The 24,436-nt window shown below is 68.6% G+C and carries 23 protein-coding genes; 15 read left to right on the top strand and 8 right to left on the bottom strand.

Features of this window, described 5'->3' with window-relative positions; translation table 11 throughout:
* The first annotated feature begins 38 nt into the window (after positions 1-38).
* From CIK77_RS17895 to CIK77_RS07845, 4 genes are read left to right on the top strand one after another with little or no spacing between them, the layout of a single operon-like run.
* Positions 39-302, top strand: a complete 264-nt coding sequence (locus tag CIK77_RS17895) for an HPr family phosphocarrier protein (protein WP_087056318.1) — start codon at positions 39-41, stop codon at positions 300-302.
* Between the two features lie 5 nt (positions 303-307).
* Positions 308-1,954: a phosphoenolpyruvate--protein phosphotransferase gene (gene ptsP / locus CIK77_RS07855; RefSeq protein WP_087056317.1), complete on the top strand. Its 1,647-nt coding sequence runs from the start codon at positions 308-310 to the stop codon at positions 1,952-1,954.
* Between the two features lie 40 nt (positions 1,955-1,994).
* The gene (locus CIK77_RS07850; RefSeq protein WP_087055996.1) at positions 1,995-4,070 is read left to right on the top strand and encodes a PTS mannitol transporter subunit IICBA; all 2,076 of its coding nucleotides are present in this window, start codon (positions 1,995-1,997) and stop codon (positions 4,068-4,070) included.
* An 11-nt stretch (positions 4,071-4,081) separates the two neighbouring features.
* Positions 4,082-5,224, top strand: a complete 1,143-nt coding sequence (locus CIK77_RS07845; protein WP_087055995.1) for a mannitol-1-phosphate 5-dehydrogenase — start codon at positions 4,082-4,084, stop codon at positions 5,222-5,224.
* A gap of 144 nt (positions 5,225-5,368) precedes the next feature.
* On the opposite strand, the gene CIK77_RS07840 is transcribed toward CIK77_RS07845, so the two are convergent.
* Genes CIK77_RS07840 through CIK77_RS07830 form a run of 3 tightly spaced genes read right to left on the bottom strand, consistent with a single transcriptional unit; the run spans position 5,369 to position 8,268 of the window.
* Positions 5,369-6,499 (bottom strand): adenosine deaminase, encoded by a 1,131-nt coding sequence (locus tag CIK77_RS07840; RefSeq protein WP_087055994.1) that lies wholly within the window; start codon positions 6,497-6,499, stop codon positions 5,369-5,371.
* Between the two features lie 43 nt (positions 6,500-6,542).
* Positions 6,543-7,829, bottom strand: a complete 1,287-nt coding sequence (locus CIK77_RS07835) for a thymidine phosphorylase (RefSeq protein WP_087055993.1) — start codon at positions 7,827-7,829, stop codon at positions 6,543-6,545.
* A gap of 40 nt (positions 7,830-7,869) precedes the next feature.
* Positions 7,870-8,268, bottom strand: a complete 399-nt coding sequence (locus tag CIK77_RS07830; RefSeq protein ID WP_087055992.1) for a cytidine deaminase — start codon at positions 8,266-8,268, stop codon at positions 7,870-7,872.
* Between the two features lie 125 nt (positions 8,269-8,393).
* On the opposite strand from CIK77_RS07830, the gene CIK77_RS07825 reads away from it, so the two are divergent.
* Positions 8,394-9,302, top strand: coding sequence for a DUF2268 domain-containing protein (locus CIK77_RS07825; RefSeq protein WP_087055991.1), 909 nt, complete (start codon positions 8,394-8,396; stop codon positions 9,300-9,302).
* 27 nt (positions 9,303-9,329) lie between these two features.
* Positions 9,330-10,097 carry a MerR family transcriptional regulator gene (locus CIK77_RS07820; protein ID WP_087055990.1) on the top strand — a complete coding sequence of 256 codons (768 nt, stop codon included), beginning with the start codon at positions 9,330-9,332 and terminating at the stop codon, positions 10,095-10,097.
* A gap of 141 nt (positions 10,098-10,238) precedes the next feature.
* Here CIK77_RS07820 and CIK77_RS07815 read toward each other — a convergent pair whose 3' ends face one another.
* The gene (locus CIK77_RS07815; protein ID WP_087055989.1) at positions 10,239-11,354 is read right to left on the bottom strand and encodes a mannose-1-phosphate guanylyltransferase; all 1,116 of its coding nucleotides are present in this window, start codon (positions 11,352-11,354) and stop codon (positions 10,239-10,241) included.
* A gap of 197 nt (positions 11,355-11,551) precedes the next feature.
* Here CIK77_RS07815 and sdhC point away from each other — a divergent pair, with 197 nt between their 5' ends.
* The 5 genes from sdhC (at position 11,552) to CIK77_RS07790 (ending at position 16,030) form a co-directional block, all read left to right on the top strand.
* On the top strand, positions 11,552-11,977 hold the full coding sequence (gene sdhC, locus CIK77_RS07810; protein ID WP_258861454.1) for a succinate dehydrogenase, cytochrome b556 subunit: 426 nt from the start codon (positions 11,552-11,554) through the stop codon (positions 11,975-11,977).
* Positions 11,977-12,420 carry a succinate dehydrogenase, hydrophobic membrane anchor protein gene (gene sdhD / locus CIK77_RS07805; RefSeq protein ID WP_087055988.1) on the top strand — a complete coding sequence of 148 codons (444 nt, stop codon included), beginning with the start codon at positions 11,977-11,979 and terminating at the stop codon, positions 12,418-12,420. The genes sdhC and sdhD overlap by 1 nt, the downstream gene beginning before the upstream one ends.
* Before the next feature lie 28 nt (positions 12,421-12,448).
* Positions 12,449-14,275, top strand: coding sequence for a succinate dehydrogenase flavoprotein subunit (gene sdhA, locus CIK77_RS07800; protein ID WP_087055987.1), 1,827 nt, complete (start codon positions 12,449-12,451; stop codon positions 14,273-14,275).
* Positions 14,275-15,036 carry a succinate dehydrogenase iron-sulfur subunit gene (locus CIK77_RS07795; protein ID WP_087055986.1) on the top strand — a complete coding sequence of 254 codons (762 nt, stop codon included), beginning with the start codon at positions 14,275-14,277 and terminating at the stop codon, positions 15,034-15,036. Before sdhA ends, CIK77_RS07795 begins: the two co-directional genes overlap by 1 nt.
* 94 nt (positions 15,037-15,130) lie before the next feature.
* Positions 15,131-16,030, top strand: a complete 900-nt coding sequence (locus tag CIK77_RS07790; protein ID WP_087055985.1) for an exodeoxyribonuclease III — start codon at positions 15,131-15,133, stop codon at positions 16,028-16,030.
* 96 nt (positions 16,031-16,126) lie between these two features.
* Here the strand turns inward: CIK77_RS07790 and CIK77_RS07785 are convergent, their stop codons facing one another.
* Positions 16,127-17,287: an MBL fold metallo-hydrolase gene (locus CIK77_RS07785; protein ID WP_249268688.1), complete on the bottom strand. Its 1,161-nt coding sequence runs from the start codon at positions 17,285-17,287 to the stop codon at positions 16,127-16,129.
* Between the two features lie 474 nt (positions 17,288-17,761).
* On the opposite strand from CIK77_RS07785, the gene CIK77_RS07780 reads away from it, so the two are divergent.
* Positions 17,762-19,765 carry an HNH endonuclease signature motif containing protein gene (locus tag CIK77_RS07780; RefSeq protein WP_147271148.1) on the top strand — a complete coding sequence of 668 codons (2,004 nt, stop codon included), beginning with the start codon at positions 17,762-17,764 and terminating at the stop codon, positions 19,763-19,765.
* Positions 19,766-19,805: 40 nt separating this feature from the next.
* On the opposite strand, the gene CIK77_RS07775 is transcribed toward CIK77_RS07780, so the two are convergent.
* Positions 19,806-20,120, bottom strand: a complete 315-nt coding sequence (locus CIK77_RS07775; RefSeq protein ID WP_087054291.1) for a hypothetical protein — start codon at positions 20,118-20,120, stop codon at positions 19,806-19,808.
* A gap of 36 nt (positions 20,121-20,156) precedes the next feature.
* Here CIK77_RS07775 and trpS point away from each other — a divergent pair, with 36 nt between their 5' ends.
* Both trpS and CIK77_RS07765 read left to right on the top strand, forming a co-directional pair.
* Positions 20,157-21,161, top strand: a complete 1,005-nt coding sequence (gene trpS / locus CIK77_RS07770; protein ID WP_087054292.1) for a tryptophan--tRNA ligase — start codon at positions 20,157-20,159, stop codon at positions 21,159-21,161.
* On the top strand, positions 21,154-21,714 hold the full coding sequence (locus CIK77_RS07765) for a GNAT family N-acetyltransferase (protein WP_087054293.1): 561 nt from the start codon (positions 21,154-21,156) through the stop codon (positions 21,712-21,714). The genes trpS and CIK77_RS07765 overlap by 8 nt, the downstream gene beginning before the upstream one ends.
* An 85-nt stretch (positions 21,715-21,799) precedes the next feature.
* Here CIK77_RS07765 and CIK77_RS07760 read toward each other — a convergent pair whose 3' ends face one another.
* Positions 21,800-22,498: a hypothetical protein gene (locus CIK77_RS07760; RefSeq protein WP_087054294.1), complete on the bottom strand. Its 699-nt coding sequence runs from the start codon at positions 22,496-22,498 to the stop codon at positions 21,800-21,802.
* Between the two features lie 163 nt (positions 22,499-22,661).
* Between CIK77_RS07760 and CIK77_RS07755 the strand changes: the two genes are divergently transcribed.
* A complete protein-coding gene (locus CIK77_RS07755) occupies positions 22,662-23,231 on the top strand; it encodes a TetR/AcrR family transcriptional regulator (RefSeq protein WP_212647454.1) in 570 nt (189 codons plus the stop codon).
* A gap of 9 nt (positions 23,232-23,240) precedes the next feature.
* On the opposite strand, the gene CIK77_RS07750 is transcribed toward CIK77_RS07755, so the two are convergent.
* Positions 23,241-24,434, bottom strand: a complete 1,194-nt coding sequence (locus CIK77_RS07750; protein ID WP_087054296.1) for an ROK family transcriptional regulator — start codon at positions 24,432-24,434, stop codon at positions 23,241-23,243.
* Positions 24,435-24,436 lie beyond the last annotated feature (2 nt).

Below are 24,436 nucleotides of genomic sequence, written 5' to 3'. Positions count from 1 at the left end.
CGCGGGCTGCTGAACCGCCCCAACGGAAGGACGCCACCATGGCCACTCGCACTGTCACCATCGCATCGTCGCACGGGCTGCACGCCCGCCCCGCGAAGCTGTTCGCCGAGGCCGCGAAGAACTCCGGCGCCGACGTCACCATCGTCAAGGGCGACGGAAAGCCGGCCAATGCGGCGAGCATCCTCGGCGTGATCGCACTCGGCGCCGACCAGGGCGACGACGTCACGCTGACGGTCGAAGGCGACGAGGCCGAGACGGTGCTCGACCGGCTCTCGGCGATGCTGCTCGAAGACGGAGAGTGAGCGGCGTGACCGAGATCGCAGGCGTCGGAATCGGCCACGGCATCGCCCACGGCCCGGTCGCGCTGATGGCCGCACCGCTGGAACCGCCGACGGATGCGCCGTCGACGCGGACTCCGGATGAGGAGAAGGCGCTGGTCGCATCGGCTGTGTCGGCGACGGCGGCCGACCTGAACGAGCGCGGCGAGCGCGCAGGAGGCTCAGCCAGAGACGTGCTCGAGGCGCAGGCCATGATGGCCGAGGATCCGACGCTCGCCGAGGCCGTCGAGGCGAAGATCGACGGCGGCGCGACCGGCGAATACGCGGTGCACACATCGTTCGCCGAGTTCGCCGAGCAGCTCGCTGAGATCGGCGGGTACCTGGGCGAGCGTGCCGCCGACCTCGCCGACGTGGCACAGCGCGTGATCGCCCAGCTGCGCGGTGCGGCAGCCCCTGGCGTTCCCGACCTCGGACATCCGTTCGTGCTCGTCGCGCGCGATCTGGCACCGGCCGACACTGCACTGCTCGACCTCGATCAGGTGCTCGCGGTGGTGACGACTGACGGCGGCCCGACCTCGCACACGGCGATTCTCGCCAGGGAGAAGGGCATCGTGGCGGTCGTCGGCACGGGAGACGCGTCGCTCACCGAGGGGCAGACCGTGATCGTCGACGCCGCAGGCGACGTGGTCGTCGCCGACCCGACACCGGATGAGATCGCCGCCGCTGACCAGCGCGCAGCGGCGCGGGCCGCCGCGGTCAGCGCGCCGATCACTCCAGGCGCCCTCGCAGACGGCACAGAGGTGCCGCTGCTGGCGAACCTCGGCTCGCCCGACGGCGCGACCGAGGCACTCGAACTGGGCGCGGAGGGCGTCGGCCTGTTCCGCACCGAATTCCTGTTCCTCTCCTCCGACGAGGCGCCGTCGGTCGCCGACCAGACCGCGAGCTACCGGCTGCTGCTCGAAGCATTCGCCGGCAAGAAGGTCGTCGTGCGCGTACTCGACGCCGGCGCCGACAAGCCGCTGCCGTTCCTCACCGACGCCGACGAGGAGAACCCCGCTCTCGGCCGCCGCGGCATCCGGGCGCTGCAGCACCGCGAGCACGTGCTGCGCGACCAGCTCACCGCCCTCGCCGAGGCGGACAGTGACACCGACGCCGACCTCTGGGTGATGGCGCCGATGGTCGCCACCGTCGACGAAGCGGAGTACTTCACGGCCCTCGCCCGCGAACTCGGCCTGCGCACCACGGGCGTCATGGTCGAGGTGCCCTCCAGCGCCATCCTGGCCGAGGAGATCCTGCGCAAGGCCGACTTCGCGTCGATCGGCACGAACGACCTCACGCAGTACACGATGGCCGCCGACAGGCTGCTCGGTACCGTCGCGCACCTGCAGAGCCCATGGCATCCGGCCGTGCTCCGCCTCATCCGGATGGTCGCCGACGGCGGCGAGAAGAACGGCAAGCCCGTCGGCATCTGCGGCGAGGCCGCCGCAGATCCGCTGCTGGCCGTCGTACTCGTCGGTCTCGGCGTGACGTCTCTGTCGATGACGCCTGCAGCTCTGGCCGAGGTGCGTGCGGAGCTGAAGCGACACACCATCGACGACGCGCGCCGCATCGCCGCGGCTGCCGTCTCCGCCGGCGACGCAGCCGGCGCCAAGAAGGCTGCGCGCGACGCGGCCTGATCCCTTCCCGTTCCTGTCAATGACGAAAGCAGACACAGTCATGTCCTCTCAGACAAGCACTACGAAGGCGCCGGGCGGCTTCCGCGTGGGCGTTCAGAGGTTCGGCACGTTCCTCTCCGGAATGATCATGCCGAACATCGCCGCGTTCATCGCGTGGGGCCTCATCACGGCGCTGTTCATCCCCTCAGGCTGGCTCGGTGCCGAGGGCCCGGTGGAATGGATGCGCTGGCCCGACGCCGCGTTCCTCGGCGGCGGTGTCGCATCCGACGGCACGGAGTACACCGGGCTCGTCGGCCCGATCATCACCTTTCTGCTGCCGCTGCTGATCGCGTTCACGGGCGGAAACGTCGTGTACGGGCACCGCGGGGGCGTCGTCGGCGCCGTCACGGCGTTCGGCGTGATCATCGGCGCAGAGGGAACGGTGATGTTCCTCGGTGCGATGATCGCCGGCCCCGGCTCCGCATGGATCCTCAAGACCATCGAGAAGCTGTGGGACGGAAAGATCCGCGCGGGCTTCGAGATGCTGGTGAACAACTTCTCCGCCGGCTTCGTCAGCTTCTTCACGGCGCTGGCCGCGTTCTTCTGGCTCGCTCCCATCATCCGGTGGCTCACCGATCTGCTCGGTGGTGCCGTCGGCTGGCTCGTCAGCACAGGGCTGATTCCGCTGGCGAGCATCATCGTCGAGCCGGCGAAGATCCTGTTCCTCAACAACGCCATCAACCACGGCGTGTTCACGCCGATCGGCACCGAGCAGTCGACGAGTCTCGGCAAGAGCCTGCTGTTCCTGGTTGAGGCGAACCCCGGGCCCGGTGCGGGTCTGCTGCTGGCACTGACCGTATTCGGTGTGGGCGCTGCACGCGCAACCGCCCCCGGCGCATTCATCATCCAGTTCCTCGGCGGCATCCACGAGATCTACTTCCCCTACGTGCTCGCCAAACCGAGCCTGATCGTCGGTCTCATCGCCGGCGGCGCGACGGGTGTTCTCACGAACGTGATCTTCGACTCGGGGCTGGTCGCTCCGGCTTCCCCCGGCTCGATCTTCGCGGTGCTCATCCAGACCGCGCCGGGCAGTCACCTCGGTGTGATCCTCTCTGTCGTACTGTCTGCTGCCGTCACGTTCGCCGTGAGCGCCCTGTTCCTGCTCGCCAGCCGCAGGAGCGACCTCGCCGCGGATGCCGCAGGGCGCGACAGCTTCTCGGCCGCCGTCGCCCAGACGCAGGCCAACAAGGGCAAGTCGTCCTCCGTGCTGGGTGGTCTCAGTGCCGCGCAGACGACGGCGACGAAGACGATCGAGAACGTGATCTTCGCCTGCGACGCGGGCATGGGTTCATCCGCCATGGGCGCCGGAGTGCTGCGCAAGAAGATCAAGGACGCCGGCATCGAGGGTGTGAGCGTCACGAACAAGGCGATTGCGAACCTCGACGGCACCGCCGATCTCGTCGTCACGCAGGCGCAGCTCACCGACCGTGCACGGCAGAACGAACCCGACGCGGTGCACGTCTCGGTCGGCCAGTTCATGAACGCGCCCGAATACGACGACGTCGTCGAGATGATCCGCGCTCAGCGCGAGGGCGGCGCCGAGGATGAGGCGGCCGAGACTCCGGATGAGCCTGCCGCGGCCGATGCGGCACAGAGCCCGGACGAGGGCACGGCGGGTGCGTCGCAGGACGCGCCTCCGAGCGACGCCGTGCTCAAGCGGGAGTACGTGCGCATCCACCCCGGCAGCGTCAGCCGCGACGAGGCGCTCGCCGAGGCCGCGGGAATCCTCGAATCGGCAGGTGCTGTGACCGCCGACTACCTGCAGGCGATGAAGGACCGTGAGGAGACGGTGTCGACCTTCATGGGCAACGGTCTGGCGATTCCGCACGGCACGGATGCGGCGAAGGACGCCGTGCTCGGCTCCGCCCTCGCAGTGATCCGCTACGACGGCGGCGTCGACTGGGGCGAAGGCGACACCGCGACTTTCGTCATCGGCATCGCCGGCAAGGGCGGCGCGCACCTGGAGATCCTCGCCAGCGTCGCCCAGCAGTTCGGCGACGACGACATCGTCGCGAAGCTGAACGCAGCCTCGTCCGAGCAGGAGCTGTACGACATGCTCGCCGGCGAGATCGGCTGAGGGAGTCCATCATGAGAGCGGTTCATTTCGGTGCGGGCAACATCGGGCGCGGGTTCGTCGGCATGCTGCTGGCCGAGGGCGGCTACGAGATCGTGTTCTCCGACGTCGCCGGCGGTCTTGTCGACGCCATCAACGCCGCAGACAGCTACACGGTGCACGAGGTCGGCGAGGGCGGGCGGGACGTCGTCGTGACCGGTTTCCACGCGATCAACAGCGCGGACGATCCGGATGGCGTGGCCGCGCAGGTCGCAGACGCCGATGTGGTCACGTGCGCAGTCGGACCGACGATTCTGCGTTTCATCGCGCCGCACATCCTCGCCGGGCTCCGGCTTCGCGGCGACGACGCTCCGCCCGTGCAGGTGATGGCGTGCGAGAACGCGATCGGCGCCACCGATCAACTGCGTGCCCACATCGAGGAGCTGGCGGGCGACGAGTGGACCACGCTCGCCGGTCGGGCAGCGTTCGCGAACACCGCCGTCGACCGGATCGTGCCGGGGCAGCCCGAGGAAGCGGGCATCGACGTCACAGTGGAGCCGTTCTTCGAGTGGGCGATCGAGCGCGGGCCGTTCGGCGACTCGCCGCCGTCGATTCCCGGCGCGCACTTCGTCGACGACCTCACGCCCTATATCGAGCGGAAGCTGTTCACCGTCAACACGGGGCACGCCGCGGCGGCGTACCACGGGGCACGGGCCGGGATCGAGCGGATCGCGGACGCTCTGGCCGATGCGCAGGTCGCCGAGAGAGTCGCAGCCGCGATCACCGAGACCAGCGCCGTGCTCGCCGCGAAGCACGGCTTCGCCGAGGACGATCTCGCCGAGTACCGGTCAACGATTCTGCGCCGATTCCGCAACCCCGCCCTGCCCGATACGGTCGCCCGCGTGGGCAGGCAACCGCTGCGCAAGCTGTCGCGGCACGAACGCTTCATCGGGCCGGCCGCTGAGGCGGCCGAGCGCGGGCTGAGCGTCGACGGACTGCTGTCGGCCGTCGATGCCGCCCTGTCGTTCGACGCTCCGGAAGACGAGCAGGCGATCGAGATGCACGAGAAGCTGCGCACACTCGACGCCGACGGGTTCACCACAGAAGTCACAGGACTCGACGCCGCGCACCCGCTGCATCCGCCCATCCGGAGTCTGGTGGCGCGCCACCAGGCGTAGGGCGCCGTGCCCACGGGGCCCTACGCCTGGTGCACGCGCTCCCTGGGTCGGATGGCGCACTCGCACCGCGCCCCATCGACATCCGGACATCCGGGGCCAGGCATCTCGGCGAGAAGCGTGCGGCACGGCGGCCGCCCCGCACTGTCAGCGGTCGAAGCCCTCGCTGATGAGGTCGATGAGCTCCTCGCGCTGCTCGACGGGCAGGAACGCGGCGGCCGCGGCGTTGAGCTGGAACCGCTCGAGATCAGCGAGGCGGTACTCGAACGTGTCGGCCAGCATCGACAGCTCGCGGGTGAGCGTGGTTCGGCTCATCAGGCGGTTGTCGGTGTTCACCGTCACGGCGAAGCCGAGCTGATAGAGCAGGTCGAACGGGTGATCCTCGAGCTGGCTCCCCCACCGCGCGATCGCGCCGGTGCCGAGGTTGGAGCTCGGAGCCACCTCGAGCGCGATCTCTCGGTCCCTGACCCACGCGGCGAGGTCGCCGAGGCGCACGCGCACGTCTTCGCCCTCTTCGGCGATCACGTCGAGATCTTCGGCGATGCGCACACCGTGCCCGAGCCGGAGCGCACGCCCGTCGAGCAGCGCGCTGCGGATGGAGTCCGTTCCCTCTTCCTCCCCCGCGTGCAGCGTGACGGGGAAGAACTCCGTCGCAAGCAGGTCGAGCGCGTCGCGATGCTCCGATGCCGGATGACCGGACTCGGGGCCGGCGAGGTCGAAGCCGACCACGCCGTCGTCCCGGTAGTCGAGCGCCAGCTCGGCGACCTCGAGCGAGTTCTCCGCCTGACGCATCGCGCTCAGGATCTGACCGACCCGAATGGAATGCCCCGTGGCCTCCGCGTCGTCCTCGCCCTGCTCGATGCCCTCCTGCACGGCGTCGACGGCCTCAGCCATCGACAGACCGCCTGACGTGTGCAGCTCCGGCGCCCAGCGCACCTCCGCATAGATGACGCCGTCTTTGGTGAGGTCCTCGACGAGCTCTCGCGCTGCCCTGGTGAGCGCATCAGCGGTCTGCAGCACCGCCCCCGTCAGCGCGAACGTCTCGAGGTACGCCTCGAGCGACCCGCCTGCCGCCTGCTCGGCGAACCACTCGCCCAGCCCCCTTTCGTCGCTCACCGGCACCTCCACGCCTGCCTCGCGCGCCAGCTCCAGCACGGTTTCGGCGCGCAGCCCGCCGTCGAGGTGCTCGTGCAGGGCGATCTTCGGCAGGCTCCGCACCGGCACGCCCTCGATCGTCGCCTCGTGGCGCTGGGCCTTGCTGTTGTTGGGGCGAGGCATGAGTGTTCTCCCTGGTGTGAGTGTTCCGAATGGGTCGGGCGGGTCAGGACGTGATGCGTTCGCGCACGATCGGCTGGCGGACCGGCGGCTGATCACCAATCTCCCACGCGTCGCTCAGTGCGTCGAGTGCACGGTCGAAACGTGCAGCGTCGTCGGCGCTCAGGGTGAACAGCGGTTCCCCCGCCTGCACCGCGTCGCCCGGCTTGGCGTGCAGGTCGATGCCTGCGGCGTGCACCACGTCGTCGTCCGCGCGTGCCCGACCGGCACCGAGGCGCCAGGCACCGATGCCGAAGTCGAACGCGTCCATCCGCGTGACGTATCCGTCGCGCGGTGCGGTCACGGTCTCGGATTCGCGCGCCTGCGGCAGCATCCCATCCGGATCACCGTTCTGCGCCTCGATCATCCGGCGCCAGGAGTCCATGGCTCGGCCCGTCCGCAGCGCCTCGGCCGGGTCGGCATCGTGCACGCCCGCGGCCTGCAGCATCTCCTGCGCCAGCGCGACGGTCAGCTCGACGACGTCGCTCGGTCCGCCTCCCGCGAGCACTTCGACCGACTCACGCACCTCGTTGGCGTTGCCGATCGTACGTCCCAGCGGCGTGTTCATGTCTGTCAGCAGCGCAGTCGTGCGCACCCCGGAATCCGTGCCGAGGGCGACCATCGTCTCGGCCAGCTCACGGGCAAGGGCCTCATCGCGCATGAACGCGCCGGAGCCGAACTTCACATCGAGCACCAGCGCGTCCGTGCCCTCCGCGATCTTCTTCGACATGATGCTCGAGGCGATCAGCGGGATCGCCTCGACGGTGCCCGTCACGTCGCGCAGCGCGTAGAGACGCTTGTCCGCAGGCGCCAGGTCGCCCCCTGCCGCGCACACCACGGCCCCGACGTCTCGCAGCTGATCGCGCAGCTCTTCGTTCGTCAGGTTCGCGCGCCATCCGGGAATCGACTCCAGCTTGTCGAGCGTTCCGCCTGTGTGCCCGAGGCCCCGACCAGAAAGCTGCGGCACGGCGACGCCGAACGAGGCCACCAGCGGCGCCAGCGGGAGCGTGATCTTGTCGCCGACCCCGCCCGTCGAGTGCTTGTCGACGGTGGGCTTGCCGAGCCCGGCGAAGTCCATCCGCTCGCCTGAGGCGATCATCGCATCGGTGAGCACCCGGATCTCGTCACGCGCCATTCCGTTCAGCAGCGTCGCCATCGCGAACGCCGACATCTGCGCGTCGGATACATACCCCCGAGTGAATGCATCGACGAGCCAGCGCAGCTCGGGCTCCGGAACGGCGCCGCCGTCGCGCTTGCGGCGGATCACGTCGACCGCGTCGAATGCCTCTGTCATCGGTCTCTCGCTTTCGTCCGTCCAAGTGCCGCTGCCGCGCTCAGGCACCGGTCGTCTCGAGGTCTCGGGGGCCGAAGGCATCAGGCAGCACCTCGTCGATCGTGCGGATGCCCGACACCGTCTCGAGAAGCATGCCGTCCGCGGAATGTTCGAACAGCAGCTGGCGGCAGCGACCGCACGGCATGATCACGTCGCCTGCGCCGTTCACGCACGTGAAGGCGACGAGCCTGCCGCCACCGGTCATCGTGAGGTTCGACACCAGCCCGCACTCAGCGCACAATCCGACACCGTAGGACGCGTTCTCGACATTGCACCCCGACACGACGCGCCCGTCGTCGACGAGAGCCGCCGCGCCCACCGGATACCCGGAGTACGGCGCGTACGCCCGCCCGCATGCCTCAACGGCATTCAGCCGCAACGCGTTCCAGTCGATGTCCATGCCTCTAGTATCCCGTGCCCCTCCGACATCGTCCGGACAGCGGCGCGCCGGTCGGATGCACAGGGGAAGGAGAATGAGCGCTGAGGTTGACCTTGCCGCAGCGGCAATGTCTACCGTTGAGCGCTATGACCGTTTCAATGATCAGCAGTGGCTCGATGATGGCACGAGTTCTGGATGCCGCCCCGGATGCTCGCGCCGACCTCGTGCGCGAGTTGTGGGCCCCGATGACGGGGATGTACCGGTTCCTCCCCGACGGTGTCGATATGGCCGCCGTGCATCGGCAGAGCTTCGGTTTCGACTGGGACGACCCGTCCGACCGCGTGCGGGAGGGCCTGGACGCCCTGGTCGCCGCTGACGCATGGAAGCGGATCGAGAGAGCCCTCGAGGACGGAATCGCCGCTCTGGCATCGGCGGACCCCGGTGCGACGATTCCGGACCTGACCGTGCTGCTCGTGCTGGGCGATCCGACCGACGAGCACTTCCTCGACGAGGTGCAGGGGCTCTCCGGGTTCGGCGGGATCAGCGGCTACATCGCCATCACTGTCTGGCCCACGCCGCGCGTCCTCGACAGACTCGAGGCCATCGCCGTTCACGAGCTGCACCACAACATCCGGTACTCGCCCGGTGGCGTTGCGTGGAACCCCGCCACGGTGACCGTCGGCGAGCATGTCGTGTCCGAGGGCCTCGCCGATGTATTCGCGGCAGAGCTGTACGGCGACGCGGGCTACACGCATTTCGTCGCAGATGCGACCCGCTCAGACGACGACGTGCTGGCGAAGGTCGCTTCCGGGCTCGACGTCACGGGTATGCATGACTTCGCCGCCTGGGTGCTCGGCGATGCCACGGCGCGCCGGTTCGGCGGGGAACCCGTTGGGCTGCCGACCGGAGCGGGCTACGCCGCGGGAGCACGACTCGTCCGTGCCTATCTCGAAGCCGCGGGAGGCACCGCGGCGCGGAGCGTGCGCACCCCGGCGGCCGACATCATCCGCACCGCTCTGCCTCGGCTCGGACTTTCGCGCACCGAGGGATACTGAACAACACGGACGAGACGGGAGGCAGCCATGGAGTGGACGGTCGCCGAACTCGCCGAGCGCGCTGGCATCAGCGGCCGCACGCTTCGCCATTACCACCGAATCGGGTTGCTCCCGCCCGACCGCGTGGGCGCCAACGGCTACCGCTACTACGGACCGGATGCCGTCGCTCGCCTCCAGCGAGTTCTGCTGCTGCGCGACACGGGAATGCCGCTCGTCGACATCGCCGCGGTGCTCGACGCACCGGAGTCGCCCTCGGCGGAGCTCGAGGCGCTCGAGGAGCACCTGGAACGGTTAGCACGGGACCGTACGGCCATCGACCGGCGCATCGATGCGGTCAGGCACACCATCCAGATGCGACAGCAGGGCGGTGAACCGCGGATGGATGTGATGCTCGACGGCTTCAACGACCGCTACGAGGACGAGGTCGTCCAGCGCTGGGGACGCGAGGCGTTCGATGCATCGAACCGCTGGTGGCACAGCAAGTCCGTTGCGCAGCAGCGCGAGTGGAAGCGGAACGCGGAGGCCCTCCTCGCCCGCTGGCGCGAACTGCAGGAGAGCGGATTCGATCCCGATGCGCAAGCGACTCAGGAGCACGCCGCCGTGCACGTGGCCTGGTTCGCCGACATCCCGGGAACGCCGGCGCACGCCGGAGACGCCGAGAAGTCCGCTGCCATGGTCCTCGGCATCGCCGATCAGTACGAGACCGACCCCGCCTTCCACCGGGCGTTCGGCACGCGCGAAGCCGCCTGCTTCGCCGCAGACGCCCTGCGACACCACCTGCAGCAGTCGCCCTGACCGCGGCTGCCGCGATGTGCGCGCCAGCAACTCCCTACCCGGCGCGTCGATGGTGCGTGCAGCGCAAGGCCGACGAGGGAGGCGTGCTCCGCACGTCGACCGAGGAGAACGCCGCGATGCGCGTGCCAGCGACGCGCCGGGCTAGAGGACGGCGTCGCGGCCTTGCTGGTGGAGAGTCCCGACCACGTTCTTCACGAGTTGGGCGTGCGCGCTGTTGGTCACGAGCAGGGCGTCCTCGGTGTCGACGACGATCACCTCGTCGAGGCCGACGACGGCGATCACACGGTCCGTCTGCGAGACGACGAAGCCCGTGGACTCCGATTCGAGCACGTGGTCCTCGCGGGCGAGAATCGTCATCTCCTGCCTGCTGCCGCTCGAGACGAGGTTCCACAGGCTGGCGAAGTCGCCCACGTCGTCCCAGTCGAACTGACCGGGGACCACGGCGAGCCTGCCGCTCTCGGCCGCAGGCTCGGCGACGGCGTAGTCGATCGCGATCTTCTTCAGCTCCGGCCACACGCGCGCAACGACCTCGTCACGGCGATCGGGGTCGTCCCACGCCTCCGCGATCTCTCGGATCTGGGCGTGCAGCTCCGGCTGATGAGCGGCGAGCTCGTCGAGCAGCACGTCGGCGCGCGAGATGAACATGCCGGCGTTCCACAGGAACGACCGGTCGGCGAAGTAGCGCCTCGCCGTGTCGAGATCGGGCTTCTCGACGAACCGCTCCACGATCGCCGCCGTCGGGGCGCCGTCGATCACGAGTTCCGCCCCGGTCTTGATGTACCCGAAGCCCACGGACGGCTCTGTCGGCTGAATGCCGATCGTGCAGATGTACCCCTCACGCGCGACGGCCACGGCCTGCTGCACGGCGAACTCGAACGCGCGCTGCCTGGTGATCACATGATCGGCGGCGAACGAGCCGACGATGACATCCGGATTCCGCTTGTGCAGCACGGCGGCGACCAGACAGATCGCGACGGCGGACTCGCGCGGATCCTGCTCGTGGAACACGTTCTCCTGCCGGATGTCCGGGAGGTCCCTCGCAACGGCATCGCCGTGTGCGACGCCGGTGATCACGGCGATCCGGTCCTCTCCCGTCAGCGGCAGCAGCCTGTCCCACGTACCGCGCAGCAGCGAGGCGCCAGAGCCGGTGAGATCGTGCAGGAACTTCGGTGCGTCGGCGCGCGAGAGCGGCCAGAGGCGCGATCCCACGCCGCCGGCGGGGATGACGGCGAAGAAGTCGTCCATTCCGGATGTCATGGTCTCAGGCTATCGGTGCGGCCCACGCGACCCCTGCGCCGTGGCGGCCCGCGGCGAAACCAGGAAGTTTCTCTCGACATCAAGATAGTTAGGCACGCCTTTGTCGCTGAAAGCCGTCGGCGGGAATAGGATTGGTGGCATCGACGTGGCGGTCTGTGTGCGCGTCGACACGCTTGCATCGACTAGGAGGCAGTCTCGTGTCCACTTCCACACGACAGACGCTGTCCGTGTCGGACACCACCTCGAAGACGCCGCGGGGAACGCTCTACCGCGGCAGCGAAGGAATGTGGTCGTGGGTGCTGCATCGCATCACCGGCGTCGCCATCTTCTTCTTCCTCCTGGTGCACGTCCTCGACACAGCGCTCATCCGGGTCTCGCCTGAGGCCTACGACGCCGTCATCGGCACGTACCAGACCGAGATCATGGGCGTGGGTGAAGTGGCCCTCGTCGGAGCCATCGCGTTCCATGCCTTCAACGGTCTGCGCATCATCCTGATCGACTTCTGGTCGAAGGGTGCGCGCTACCACCGCGTGATGTTCTGGGTCGTCATCGGAGCCTGGGTCGTCGTGATGGCCGGGTTCACACCGCGCCATCTCATGAACGTGTTCGGAGGGGGTCACTGATGACTGCCGACACCATCGCCGCTCCGCGCTCCGCCCGCAACTCCGGGTCGAACTGGGAGAAGTGGGGCTGGCTGTACATGCGCGTCTCCGGCGTGCTGCTCATCGTCCTGATCTTCGGCCACCTGATCTCGAACCTGATCATCCCAGAGGGCGGCGTGCACGCCATCAACTTCGCCTTCGTCGCAGGCAAGCTCGCCTCACCGTTCTGGCAGATCTGGGACGTGCTGATGCTGTGGCTGGCATTCATCCACGGCGCCAACGGCATGCGCACGATCGTGAACGACTACGTGCAGCGCAAGTCGCTGCGCACCGCGCTGGTCGCCGCCATCTGGATCGCGGCCGGCCTGCTGATCGTCCTCGGCACGCTCGTCGTGTTCACCTTCGACCCATGCCTCGGCGTCACCCAGGACAGCGTCCTGTGGGATGCCTGCCAGGCGGCGTGACCAACGAAACTGTAGGGGCTGCAAACACGTGACTACCAAGTACCCAGACGCCGAGTACAAGGACGGCGTCTACTACCACCAGCACGACGTCGTCATCGTCGGCGCGGGCGGCGCGGGCATGCGCGCAGCCATCGAAGCCGGCCCGCACGCGAAGACCGCAGTGGTGACGAAGCTCTACCCGACCCGTTCGCACACCGGCGCCGCACAGGGCGGCATGGCCGCAGCGCTGGCGAACGTGGAAGAGGATTCGTGGGAGTGGCACACCTTCGACACTGTCAAGGGCGGCGACTACATCGTCGACCAGGACGCGGCTGAGATCCTGGCCAAGGAAGCCATCGACGCGGTCATCGACCTCGAGAACATGGGGCTGCCGTTCAACCGCACCCCTGACGGCAAGATCGACCAGCGCCGCTTCGGCGGGCACACGCGCGAGCACGGCAAATCGGCCGTGCGCCGTGCCTGCTACGCAGCCGACCGCACCGGCCACATGATCCTGCAGACGCTGTTCCAGAACTGCGTCAAGCTCGGCATCGAGTTCTACAACGAGTTCTACGCGCTCGACCTGCTCACCGTGAAGCAGGACGACGGCACGACCCGCGTGGCAGGCATCGTGGCCTACGAGCTCGCCACGGGCGACCTGCACGTGTTCCAGGGCAAGTCGGTCGTATTCGCGACCGGTGGCTTCGGCAAGATGTTCAAGACCACCTCGAACGCCCACACCCTCACGGGCGACGGCGTCGGCATCGTCTGGCGCAAGGGCCTGCCGCTGGAGGACATCGAGTTCTTCCAGTTCCATCCGACCGGGCTGGCCGGACTCGGCATCCTGCTCACCGAGGGCGCCCGAGGCGAGGGAGCGATCCTGCGCAACGCGTCGGGCGAGCGCTTCATGGAGCGCTATGCCCCGACCATCAAGGACCTCGCGCCGCGCGACATCGTCGCCCGCTCGATGGTCAAGGAAGTCCTCGAGGGTCGCGGCGCCGGGCCGGACAAGGACTATGTCTACCTCGACTGCACCCACCTGGGCGCGGAGGTGCTCGAGACGAAGCTGCCGGACATCACCGAGTTCGCCCGCACGTACCTGGGCGTCGACCCGGTCGTCGAGCCGGTTCCCGTGATGCCGACCGCACACTACGCGATGGGCGGCATCCCGACGAACAACGCAGGCGAGGTGCTCGCCGACAACGACAACATCGTGCCCGGTCTGTACGCGGCCGGCGAGTGCGCCTGCGTGTCGGTGCACGGTTCGAATCGTCTCGGCACCAACTCGCTGCTCGACATCAATGTGTTCGGCAAGCGCTCGGGGCAGAACGCCGTGGCATACGCCAAGGACGCCGACTTCGTGCCGCTCCCCGAGAATCCGGCAGCGGGCGTCAGGGACATGCTCGACGAGATCCGGAACCGCAAGGGCACCGAGCGCATCGCCGACATCCGGACCACTCTCCAGAACGAGATGGACAAGAACGCGCAGGTGTTCCGCACCGAAGAGACGCTCACCAATGTGATGGGCACCATCCACGAGCTGCGCGAGCGCTACCAGAACGTCTACGTCGATGACAAGGGCAAGCGGTACAACACCGACCTGCTCGAGGCCGTCGAACTGGGCTTCCTGCTCGACCTCGCCGAGATCGTCGCGTACGCCGCGCGCAACCGCAAGGAGAGCCGCGGCGGCCACATGCGCGAGGACTACTCCACGCGCGACGACGAGAACTACATGAAGCACACCATGGCCTACCTCACGGGCGACCCCCACTCGCCCGACCCGGATGACCACATCAAGCTCGACTGGAAGCCGGTCGTGTTCGTGAAGGACGAGAACGGCGAGCTGCGCTACCCGCCGCTGGAGAGGAAGTACTGATGTCGACTGCCGTCGCAGACGCCGCCCCCGCCGAGGAGCAGGCCGTTCAGTCCTATCTGGTCACGTTCATGCTCCGCCGGTACAACCCGGAGGTCGATGAGGAGCCGAAGTGGGTCGACTACGACGTCGAGATGTACCCCACCGACCGCGTGCTCGACGCCCTGCACCGCGTCAAGTGGCACCAGGACGGCACGCTCGCGTTCCGCCGCTCGTGCGCGCACGGCATCTGCGGTTCCGATGCGATGCGCATCAACGGCCGCAACCGCCTCGCCTGCAAGACGCTGATCAAGGATCTCGACATCTCGAAGCCCGTGTACGTCGAAGCGATCAAGGGCCTGCCTCTCGAGAAGGACCTGATCGTCGACATGGACCCGTTCTTCGAGGCCTTCCGCGACGTGCAGCCGTTCCTGCAGGCGCGCTCCGCGCCGGAGAAGGGCAAGGAGCGCCCTCAGACGATCGCCGAGCGCGAGCGCTTCGACGACACGACGAAGTGCATCCTGTGCGCAGCGTGCACCTCGTCGTGCCCCGTGTTCTGGACCGACGGTCAGTACTTCGGCCCGGCTGCCATCGTGAACGCGCACCGCTTCATCTTCGACTCGCGCGACGACGCCGCCGACGTGCGTCTCGACATCCTCAACGACAAGGAGGGCGTGTGGCGCTGCCGCACGACCTTCAACTGCACCGAGGCATGCCCGCGCGGCATCGAGATCACCAAGGCGATCGCCGAGGTGAAGCAGGCCGTCATCAAGGGCGGCCGCTGAGCCCGCGCTTGTGTGAAGAGGGGGTCAGGCTTCGGCCTGGCCCCCTCTTTCTCGCCTGGAAGGCGATGTCGGAACCCCGAATTAGGCTGGGGGAATGACTTCTCGTTCCCTCAGCATCGCCTCCGTCAACGTCAACGGCATCAGGGCCGCGACCCGCAACGGCATGGGCGCGTGGCTCGACGAAGCGGCCCCCGACATCCTGACCATCCAGGAAGTGCGCGGCGAGCTGCAGCACCTCGAGGCAGCGCTGCCCGGCTGGCACATCGTCAACGACGAGGCGCTGCAGAAGGGGCGCGCGGGCGTCGCCGTGGCCGCCCGCGAGGAGATCGCTGACACGCGCATCGGGCTCGGCGACGACACCGTCGACTCGCACGGGCGGTGGCTGGAGGCAGACTTCCGCATCGGAGGCGAGACCCTCACGGTGGTGAGCGCGTACGTGTTCTCCGGCGAGGCCGAGACCCCGGCGAAGCAGGACCCGAAGTGGGCGTTCCTCGACGCGATGGAGCAGCGGCTCCCGCAGCTCGCCGCCGACGGTGCGCTCGCGGTCGTCACCGGCGACCTGAACGTGGGGCACACGCCCTTCGACATCAAGAATTGGAAGGGCAACGTCAAGAAGTCGGGTTATCTCGCACGGGAGCGTGCGTACTTCGACCGCTTCTTCACGAGTCGCGGCGAGCCGGTCGCTGGTCAGGAGGCGATCGGGCGCGGATCCAACGCGCCGCTGAGCGACACCCGCTCGTTCTCCGAGGGTGCCGTCGGGCTCGGCTGGATCGACCTCGGCCGCCAGTCCGCCGGCGAGGTCGAGGGCCCGTACACATGGTGGTCGAACCGCGGTCAGGCATTCGAGAACGACACCGGATGGCGCATCGACTACCACATCGTCACCCCCGCGCTCGCGGAGCGGGCCAGCGGCTACCGCGTCGACCGCTACCCGTCGTACGAGGTCCGCTGGAGCGACCACGCCCCCGTGGTCGCCGAGTACCGCCTGGGCTGACGCGCAGACCCCGCGAGCGTACCTCTTGTGTTCGAGTGGCCCACTTGTGTGCGTACGCACGGGGTACGTTCGGCACGGAGGGTACGCTCGGCGAGTTCATCCGCCGATGGCGACCTCGTCGAGGTCGCGCCCGACCACCAGACGACCGCTGAAGCCCTTCTTGGCCTTGCGATACTGCGGCACGGGTCCGTCGCCGGGCACGAGGTGGTTGAGCACGAGTGTGCCCGCACCGGCGGACTCCGCGACGGGCCCGACCTGCTCGATCGTCGTGTGCGCCTCGAGCAGGTGCTTCAGCGTCGCCTCCTGAGCGGGCGTGCGCGGCTCCGGGAAGCGCGCCTCCGCCCACGCCTGGTCGATCACTTCATGAACCAGGATGTCGGTGCCGTTCGCGAGTTCGATGAGATTCTCCGACGGCGCGGTATCGCCCGAGAACACCACGGAGCCGCCCTCCGTCTCGAAGCGGAACGCGAACGCCGGGAAGACCGGTGAGTGTTCGACGAGAGTGGCCGTGACCCTGACGCGAGAGTCCTCGTGCACGAGGAAGGGACTGACGCGCGGCATCGGCGCGGCATCGACCGGTGCGTCCACGCCATCCGGCAGCACGATGTCGTGCGGCGCGAACGCGGCTCCCGGGTCGACGCCGCCGCTGCCGCGAAGCCGCTCGTTGAGATCCTGCGCATATCCCTCGATGGCCCGGGTGGTCATCGTCACGGTTCCCGGCGTGGGGTCATCCGGTGCGATCACGGGAGGCGCGTCGCGGTCCCCCAGTACAGGCGGCAGCCCGCCGCGATCGCCTGGTCCGTAGATCGGGACGGGATCGGATGGATCGGTGATGCCGTTCCACATGCCGTTGATGATGAGCGAGGAGAACTCCGCCAGGTGGTCGGAGTGCATGTGGGTGAGGAACACACCGGCCAACCCGCTGAGCGGCCGGGCCGCGGGACCGGTCGCGGTGCTCAGCTGCGCGGCCGCGACCTGGCTGAGGGCACCGTGGCCGAGATCGATGAGATAGAAGGCGTCGCCGACGACGATCGCGGAGGAGACGCCGGCGCGGTCCGCGTACACCGTGGGACCTCCCGCCGTACCCAGCAGCACGAGTGCGGCGTCGCCGCGTGAGGGCTTCTTCACCGCTCCCGCGGGAGCCGCCGCCGCTCCCGTCGTGGTCGCGGCCGCCAGGCCCGCAATCGTCGTGACACCGGCCGCCTGCATCAACCCGCGGCGGGAGAGACCTGTGGTCGATGAATTCTGTTCGTGCATGAGCGATTCCTCTCGTCATTGAGATCATGCGCACCCCGCGCACGGCGCAGAGCACTTCGATGATTGTCAGGCAATCTGAAACTCGCGTCAACCAACCGGGGGCGGAATGCTGGCGCGATCTGTGCCTGCTAGGGAGTGTCTGATAATTCGCGGCGTTGCGAGCATGGGCGATGTGTGCCGGATCGCTAGGCCGAGGAGGGAGGCGATGCGGAGCCATCGTCGACCGACGAGAACGACGCGAGCCGGTGCGCAGCGCCCAGCGAAGTAGCCGACGAATTATCAGACACGACCTAGCTCCTCGACGCGCAGGAGAGCCCCGGCAACAAGTCGATTTGCTCTCCCCATCCACGACGCGGTGAACCCCTGTACGCGCACGGATTGTCGGCTGTCTCGGTTGGGTGACGGTCGTGTGGGTGGGTGGATCTCGGGAGTCTGGACGGCGGGAATGTCGGAGGTTGATGGGATGGTGAGGGCATGACCAGCCAGCAGATTCTCGACCCCGCGGCGGCGGCGGTGTCGTCGGTGTCGGGCGCGGGCGGGTCTTCTGTGTCGGGCGCGGGCGGGGCTGATGGGGGCGGGCCGGTTCGGGCCGTGTCGGATGGTGTTGGTGTGGGGGCGGGGTCGTCGCGTCGTCGTGGGTGGGATCCGACGCCGGAGGAGGCGGCGGTGACGGCGCGATTGTTGCAGATGCGTCGGATGGCGGATCAGGCGATCGCGCAGTTGCAGGCGAGCCAGTCGGTGATCGATGGGCTGCTGCTGCAGGTCGCGCAGGGCCAGCAGGCGCGCGCCAAGGGTGTGCCCGTGGGGCAGACGCGGGAGGGTGTGCCGGTGTTCGAGGCGGATGATGCGGCGGTGCGGGCGATGCAGAGTGAGATCTCCGCGGCGTGTCATGAGAGTCGTCGGGCGGTGCAGACGGATCTGAGCGAGGCGAGGATGCTGCGTCACCAGTTCCCGCAGGTCGAGGCAGCGCATGGTCGTGGTGAGGTCGACGCGGACCGGGTCTCGGCGATGCTCGCCGAAGGTGCTCGCCTCACGGACGATGGTGTCCGGGCGGAGTTCGAGCGTCTCGTGCTCTCGTTCGCGAAAGAGTCCACCGTGCATGCGACACGGCAGGCGGCGAAGCGGATCGCTGCGGAGTTGGAGCCGGAGACTCTGGAGGTCCGGCATGAGAAGGCGCGGCGGAAGCGGGGCGTGTTCGTGCGGGATCTGGATGTTGGGATGGCGGAGCTGTGCCTCGTCGCAGACGCGATCGCGGTGCACGGGGCACATGACCGGGTGACGCAGATGGCGCGCCGCATCGCCGCGGCCCGCAACAGCGACCGCAGCGGCAGTGGCGGCGGGGACGTGGGCGACAACCGCAACGCGGGCGGTTCCGCGGGCGGGGCCGGGTCTGCGTTCGGGCCTGCCGCCGACGCCGACGCCGACGCCGACGGTGCATCCTCGCGCGCAGACGCCGCCGATGCCGATGCCGATGCCGATGCCGATGCCGATGCGGATGCTTCAGGTTTCGCGTCGGTGGATGCGGATGGGAATCCGATCATCGATGAGCGGTCGTTCGATCAGATCCGGGCGGACATCACAGCGGACCTTCTCCTCACCGGTGCTCCGGATGCGCATCATGTCGCGGATCCGACCGGGCAGAACATCCTCGATGCGATCGTCGCGAAAGTGCACGTGACCATCCCGGTGGCGACGCTCGCGGGGTTGAAGGACGAGCCGGCGGATCTGGCCGGGTATGGGCCGGTCGCCGCGAACGTCGCCCGACGCACCGCCGCCGGAGCAGACGCGGGCCCCGGAGCGGTGGCAGGTGGGGCAGCCTGGGTGCGGTTGTTCCACCACCCCGACACGGGTGCCCTGCTCACGGTGGATCGGTATAAGCCGACCGCCGAGCAGCGCCGATACCTGGTCGCGCGAGACGAGACGTGCCGGTTCCCGCACTGCACCCGCACCGCAGGTGGTGCCGACATCGACCACACCATCGACTATGCGTTCGGTGGGGACACCGATGTCGGGAACCTCGCGCACGTGTGTCGCCATCACCACGTCCTCAAGCACCAGTCTGCCTGGACCCCGGTGCTGCATCCCGGAGGGGAGGTGACCTGGACGAGCCCTGCCGGGCTGGAATACCTCACCCGGCCGGCACCGGTGGTGCGATTCGTCGATGCCGAAGACGCCCGACGTGCCAGGAGCGAGCACGTCCGACGCGGGGACGTGGGACGCGAGGAGTCCGCGGAGAAGCAGGATCCCGCGGGGCGGCAGGGCACAGCCCAGCGCCCCACCCCGACGGAAGACGCACGCCCGACGGACAGCCACGGCCCGGCGGACGGAGCCAGTCCGACCGAGCATGACGACCCGCAGGCCCGCGCCCGCACCCGTCGCGCCATGACGATGCTCCGCACCGGCGACGAAGCCAAGACCGCACACGCCTGGGCGACCCTCGCCGCCGCGTACGCGTCGACCACCGACACGCCCTTCTGAAACCAGCCGAACCTCATGTTCGCGAGGCGGGCCCGCTGCGCTACGCCGTGAACCAGGCCGCGACGAGCCCGGCGCTCACCACGATCCAGGCGATCGCGGCGATTCCGTACGCGCGGCTGCGCATCCGGCTGGGGAAGATCAGAGGCACGAACACGAGCAGGCCGAGCCCCAGCACCACGGCCGCCATCGTGCCGAAGATCAGCACGTAGCCGTGGGGGTCGAAGCTGCCGCCGAACCGGCTGCTCAGCACAGCCGAGACCAGCACCAGGTACGGCACCCCGATGAGAGCGGTCAGAACTGCGGCGACGATCCGGAGCACCAGATCGGCTCGCTCTGCACGCAGAGCGGGTTCCATGACTCGAGCATGCCATCGCCGCAATAGGATTGTCAGGTGACTACGCAGCGTCTCTACTCCGGAATGCAACCATCGGCCGATTCCCTCCAGGCCGGTAACTACATCGGGGCGCTCATGCAGTGGCGCAACATGCAGGAGGAGTACGACGCCTTCTTCTCCGTCGTCGATCTGCACGCGATCACCGTGCCGCAGGATCCGGCCGAGCTCCGCGAGAAGACCCGCCGCACCGCTGCCCAGTACATCGCCGCCGGGATCGAGCCGTCGAAGTCGACGCTGTACGTGCAGTCGCACGTGCGTGCGCACGCCGAGCTTGCCTGGATCCTGTCGACCATCACCGGTTTCGGCGAGGCCGGCCGGATGACGCAGTTCAAGGACAAGTCGCAGCGCTACGGCGAGAGCGCCACGAGCGTCGGCCTGTTCACCTACCCGGTGCTGATGGCCGCCGACATCCTGCTCTACCAGACGAACGTCGTGCCGGTCGGAGACGACCAGAAGCAGCACGTCGAGCTCACCCGCGACCTGGCCGAGCGTTTCAACGCGCGCTTCGGCGAGGCGTTCGTCGTGCCGGAGCCGGTCATCCCGCAGGGCTCCGCACGCATCTACGACCTGCAGAACCCGACCTCGAAGATGTCGAAGTCTGCAGACTCGCACGCCGGCGTGCTGTGGCTGCTCGACGACGTCAGCGTCACGGCCAAGAAGATCATGCGTGCTGTCACCGACAGCGACGGCACTGTGCGCTACGACCGCGATGCCAAACCTGGTGTGGCGAACCTGATGACGATCTACGGTGCCGTCACCGACACGACCGCTGCCGAGATCGAAGACGAGTTCGCCGGCCGCGGCTACGGCGACTTCAAGAAGGCGGTCCGTGACGCAGTCGTCGCCGAGTTCGAGCCGGTGCGAACCCGCGCCCTCGAGCTGCTCGACGACCCGGCCGAGCTCGACCGGGTGCTCGCGGTGAACGCCGCCAAAGCGGACGCCGTCGCGGACGCGACCCTCTCCGACGTGTCCGACAGGGTCGGTCTGCTCCGCCGTGGGTGAGCCGGTCGCCCTCACAACGCCCCGCCTGCTGCTCACGTCCCCGGTCGCATCCGACGTCGATGCGATCTGCGACGCGTGCCAGGATCCGCTGATCCAGCGCTACACCACGGTGCCGTCGCCCTATACCCGTGAGGACGCCGAGTCGTACGTCGCCAACGTCGCAGACTGGTGGTCGTCTGGGGCCGAGTACGCGTGGGCGATTCGCCCGCGTCACGAGCCCGACGGCCTGATCGGCATGGTCGGGCTGCACCACGTCTCCGGGTCCTCGGCCGAGCTCGGCTACTGGGTCGCCGCATCCGGACGCGGCCATGGCTACGTGAGCGAGGCGGCGCACACCGTGCTCGACTTCGCGTTCGGACCGATGCGGCTGAAGCGCATCGAGTGGCACGCCGCCGTGGGCAACATCGCGTCGGCACGAGTCGCCCAGAAGCTGGGCTTCGCGCTGGAGGGCGTGCGCCGTCAGGCGTTCCGGACGAACAGCGGCGAAGGCGTCGACGGCTGGATCGCCGGGCTGCTCGCGACAGATGCGCGCGGTCCCGTCGAGTGGGGCTGATAGGACAGGTTCGGGACTGCGGTCAGCATCGGCTGACCACAATCCCGTAGAAGAGCAGCGACGTTGTCCGGCTGGAGCGGCGGCGTCAGCCCTCGACCCCATACGTCTCGGCGTCCAGGAGCCGGTGGTGACGGAGAGTGAGTGCTCGTTCGATCCCCGCGAGGCCCGCAGTGAGGGTCAGCGCCGTGTTCGCCCATGCCGGCAGGCTGATGGGCGAGTCGAACGGCGTGAAGCGATCCGCCCAGAGCGGCAGATGGGTGACCACCTCGAGCAGCTGCGGCGCGAGCAGGATCAGGTTGGCCACCAGCACGGTGATGGCGCCGGCGGCCAGGGCGCGCCCGACCCCAGGGTGACGGCGGGAGAGTTGGGCGCGCCAGTGCTCAGGCGTCCCTGGCGCGGGATCGAGACGTCGTTGGTCACCGTTCGCACTGATCAGGTGGATCCGCTGCATCCCGTACCTGCTCGCGGCGACCTCGATGCTGTCCGCGCCGAGCGGGAATCGGACCGGCATGTCGGCGGCCCGCAGGTGCCGGTCGTCCAGGTAGAGCGAGGCCCGGCCTGACATGTGATCGACATCGACCGTCGCCGTCGACGCATCGGGAAGGTCGATTGCGAAGCGCGTGCGCTGCAATGAGAGGGAGGGACGGAACGGTGGCAACGGCGAACCAGGCTCTGGGGCGGGCTTCGACCACGCCCCCGTATCGTCGTCGAGGCCTTCGAGCCCGTCGAAACCGTGAGGATCTTTGCCCGTCGAGCCGGTCCACGGGTCGTCCCAGTCCTTCATGTCTCGCCCTGTCCGAAGCCGCAACAGGAAGGAGAGCCGCCGCGAAGCGCGTTTAGCATACTCATGCCAAATAATTTAGCATGACAATGCTAAACATTGCTATGGTGAGGTCATGTCCAAACGAGTCGACCCGGATGTCCGCCGGGAGCAGGTCGCCGACGCTGTGATCGACGTGATCGCCGCGCACGGGGTCCGCTCGGTGACCCTCGCGCGGATCGCCGCGCGCACCGGCTTGGCCATCGGGAGCATCCGGTATTACTTCGGAGACACCGTCCGCGAAGTCATGCGCTTCACGCTGAGCGTGCTCATGCAGCGCGTTGCACGACGCGCGGCGACGATGTCCGACGACCCGGTGGAACGGATCACCGACGTCATCGCCTTCGCCGCGCCGACCAGCGATCAACAGCGACGGGAGAACATCGCCCTGGTCGAATACCGCGTCATGGCGCGCACCGACCCGGAGCTTGCGACCGACATCGCTGCGACCTCTCTCGAGGGCGCAGAAGTGATCCGCTCGCTGCTGCGCGATGCGCTGGCCGACCGTGCTGTCGACGAAGAGGCGCTGCATCGCGAGGCGCTCCTGCTGCTCACCCTGGTCGAGGGGTTCTCGTTCAGTTCGGCGCTGGCTTCCGCCCCGCTGCAAGAAGCAGACGTCCGTGCCATCGTGATGGCCGCCTTGCACCGTATGATCGACGCCCATCCGCTCTCCGGAGATACACCTAGGGTGACCTGACCGGCGGGCTCAGCCCAGCGGGTCGGACACCAGCCGCTCGAACACGCGCTCGGCCGCTCCGATGAGCAGACGATCGCGCCCGAGCGCAGCCGCGCTCACTGTGAGCTCCTCCGCCGGCGCGTCGAGCATCTGTGCGCGCACGCCGCCATCGAAGGCGTCAGTGCCGATGCCGCGCAGATCCGCCAGGAAACCGCCGAGCACGATCATCGACGGATTGAGCACGTTCGCGGCGTTCGCGAGAGTCGACTGCAGGACCCGGCGCTGCCGCTCGACTTCCGCGGCGACCTCGTCGCTCGCCCCGGCAAGTGCCCCCGACAGCGCATCGTCGTCTCCGCCCGGCAGGCCGACCGCGGCGAGAAGCCGCGCGCGGTTCACTTCGTCCTCCAGCACGCCCCCCGGCACACGTCGATCGCCGTCGACGCCGAGACTCGGCTGGTTCTGCCCCCACTCCCCCGCGTAGCCGCCCGCCCCGCCGATGCTCGCTCCACGCAGGATCACGCCCCCGCCGATGCTCGCTCCACGCAGGATCACGCCCCCGCCGATACCGCTCGCTCCGCCGTTGAGATAGACCACGTCGGAGTGATCGCGTGCCGCACCGAAGAGCCATTCGGCGACGGCGCCGAGCGAAGCGTCGTTTCCCACATCGGTGACCAGCCCCGATTCCCGTTGCACGGCACCTGCGAGATCGACGTCCCGCCAACCGAGGTGCGGTGCATTCCGCACGATGCCGTCGGAGGCCCGCACGAGGCCGGGAACTGCGACTCCGGCGCCGAGGATCCGCGCCTCGCGCAGCGCCCCCGCCCGCCATTCGTCGACCACTGCGGCCACACGAGAGGCCGTCTCATCCGGCGACAGCACGTGGTCGACTTCCTGGCGCACCCGCAGTCGCACCGTCCCGCCGAGCGCGACGGCACCGACTTCGAGGGCGTCGACCTCCGGGTTGACGGCGATGCCGACGACATCGTCCGACGGCACCACGGTCGGCGACGGCCGCCCGACGCGACGAGTGGGGTCGGGGTCGCGCTCCTCGACGAGACCACCATCGGCGAGCGTCGCCACGAGATCCCCCACCGTCGACCGGTTCAGACCCGTGTGCTGGGTGAGCGCCGCTCGGGAGATCGGACCCGCGTGATGCACCAGGCGAAGGATCGCACCGAGATTCGCGCGGCGCACGCCTTCGACGTTCGATCCGCGCCCCGTCATGC

The organism is Microbacterium sp. JB110, assembly GCF_003335195.1.
GTDB lineage: Bacteria > Actinomycetota > Actinomycetes > Actinomycetales > Microbacteriaceae > Microbacterium.
Note: the sequence above shows the minus strand (reverse complement) of the source record. Positions and strands in the feature narration are given on the sequence as shown.